Source organism: Nocardia sp. NPDC058497 (genome assembly GCF_042720195.1).
Taxonomy (GTDB): Bacteria; Actinomycetota; Actinomycetes; order Mycobacteriales; family Mycobacteriaceae; genus Nocardia.
Window position 1 is genome coordinate 1 of sequence record NZ_JBHXMY010000778.1, and the last position, 2264, is coordinate 2264.

General features: G+C 63.9%; 3 protein-coding genes. 1 reads left to right on the forward strand and 2 read right to left on the reverse strand.

Translation table 11 applies throughout. The annotated features are described in order from the left end of the window. Positions 1 to 34: 34 nt before the first annotated feature. Positions 35 to 640 carry a hypothetical protein gene (locus tag ACFWPJ_RS30810; protein WP_378856731.1) on the reverse strand — a complete coding sequence of 202 codons (606 nt, stop codon included), beginning with the start codon at positions 638 to 640 and terminating at the stop codon, positions 35 to 37. Between the two features lie 243 nt (positions 641 to 883). Here ACFWPJ_RS30810 and ACFWPJ_RS30815 point away from each other — a divergent pair, with 243 nt between their 5' ends. After that, positions 884 to 1528 (forward strand): hypothetical protein, encoded by a 645-nt coding sequence (locus tag ACFWPJ_RS30815; protein ID WP_378856733.1) that lies wholly within the window; start codon positions 884 to 886, stop codon positions 1526 to 1528. 23 nt (positions 1529 to 1551) lie between these two features. Here ACFWPJ_RS30815 and ACFWPJ_RS30820 read toward each other — a convergent pair. Next, positions 1552 to 2264 (reverse strand): cytochrome P450 (locus tag ACFWPJ_RS30820; RefSeq protein ID WP_378856735.1); only part of this gene is annotated, 713 nt, incomplete at its 5' end.

The following is a 2264-nucleotide window of genomic DNA, read 5'->3' on the forward strand; positions in this document are numbered from 1 at the left end:
TATCGGATACGACCGGGGGTGGCAGTTTTTCGTATCAGGGTTGGCCGCTGACGACCGCCGTCACCGCGTCCATGAACGACTGGCCACCGGTGATGGCGCCACCCGCGATCGCGCCGACGACCAGGCCGACCGGCCCGGTGATGATGCTGAAGAAGCCGAAGCCGAGCACTGTGCCGATCAGCCCGCCGAGCAGGCCGCCGACGACGACGCCGACCACGTTCTGATTGACCTCGGCGGCCAGTCGGCCCATCGAGTTGATGGGCTGCATCTCGCCGATGTTTTGCGCGGTCACTTTCGGGGTAAGGGTGAGTTTCCGGCCGTCGTCGCTGATTTCCTGCGCTACCGTCATGCGGCTTTCGGAAACAATGTAAGTCATTGGTATTTCAGTAATGACGACACCACTATCCGACTTCAGTGACACCTTGTCACCATTGTCGGTGATCTCGAATTTGCCGTGGTCCACGGTGGTTGTGACGACCCGGGAGAAATCGGATACGACGGTGCTGTAGGCGACGCCCTGGTCGACGCCGGACATCGAAACATCGTGGTTGTCCTGCGGTTTCGCGTTCACAGTCCCCGCGGCGATGCCAACGGCCGCGACGGCCAGGAGGGTCGCCGGGAGCAACGGGCCGAACTTCATACTGACATTTCCTTCTCAGGTACCTCCGGTCGGCATGACCGAATGGCGAGCAGCTGTACAGCGTCCGAAGCTTGTGGGAGGAAATGGCGATCGACCAGACCTGGCCGCGCATCGTTGCCGGATCGTGACCTAGTCATTTGACCGAATCCGTCTTGCCGAACAGGTGATTCGACGAGCGCGCGTCACATGGTGTAAGCATTTGCATGATTCGAGGTGCAACAGTAAAGCTCTGGAGGACTGTCCGTGTCACGCCAACGTGTTCAAGCCGGTTTAGTCCTGACGGTCTTCATCGCTTCAGCCGCTCTGCTCGCGACCGTGGTGATGGTCGCCGCGATATCCCTGACCACGGACGACATCGCGGGCAGCGGGCATCCAGCCGAGAACGTCAATGCGGCAGCCGCATCGGGCATGCCATCGGCACCGGTCGAACCTCAGCTACCCGCCCCCGTCGCCACGCTCAGCTCGGCCGCCAAGACGCCGATCGCGATCCAGCTGGCCGTCGGTGACTGCGTGATGGCCGACGGCGACGGCGAGCAGGTCACGGTCGAGAAGACCACCTGCGGCAGTGGTCCTTCCAGCTACAAGATCTTCGACAAGGCGCCCATGGGCGCCACCTGCCCGACCGACACCGATCAGACCTACAGCGAGCGTGTCGGTGCGGTCGAGCAGGGTTCGTTGTGCATGGACATCGACTGGGTGGTCGGCGGTTGCCTGGAGCTCGGCAAGGAGGAGCCGACGCACATCGACTGCGGCACCGGTGGCACCACCAAGGGCGTGAAGGTGCTGGAGGTCAAGCACGACGTCGCCGATGCCAACCAGTGCGAGTCGGGCAATTTCGGATTCGTCTACAACCAGCGCAAATTCGTCGTCTGCGTCGCACAGCTCTGAGGTCCCTGCGCGACGCTGGTGGCTCAGGACTCTAGCGCTGGCGTCCAGGTGACCGGCAGTTCGTGGACCCCGTAGATGTTCATGTCGCTCTTGAGCTTCACTTCGCCTGCGGGAACGGCGAGTTCGAGGCTCGGGAAGCGGCGGAGCAGTCCGGTGAAGCCGGCGCGCATCTCTAGGCGGGCCAGCTGGTGGCCGAGGCATAGGTGGACGCCGTGGCCGAAGGACACGTGGCCGCGGGCCGTGCGGTGCACGTCGAGGGTGTCGGGGTTGTCGAAGCGCAGCGGGTCGCGGTTGGCGGCCAGCAGCGAGATGACGACGGTCGAGCCCTTGCCGATCGTCTCGCCACAGAGCTCGATGTCTTCGGTGGCGTAGCGATAGAAGATGTCGGCGACCGACAGGTAGCGCATGAGCTCCTCGACGGCGTTGGGAACCAGCTCCGGGTCGGCGCGCAGTTCGGCCAGCTGCGCGGGGTGTTCGAGCAGCGCGAAGGTGCCGAGGGCGAGCATGTTGGCGGTGGTCTCGTGGCCTGCCAGCAGCAGCAGGAAGGCGATGCCGACCAGTTCCTCGATGCCGAGGTCGGAGTCGCGGGCCAGGTCGGAGAGGATGTCCTCGCCGGGTTCGGCGCGTTTGCGCATGACCAGTTCGGCCAGGTACGAGGTCATCGCGCCGTACGCGGCCATCTTCTGCTCCAGTTCCTGATCCTTGACCAGGAACTGGGCCGAGTTGACCTGGAAGG

Coding starts and splice junctions, on each gene's coding strand:
- ACFWPJ_RS30810 (WP_378856731.1), bottom strand. CDS start 640: ATGAAGTTCGGCCCGTTGCTCCCGGCGACCCTCCTGGCCGTCGCGGCC.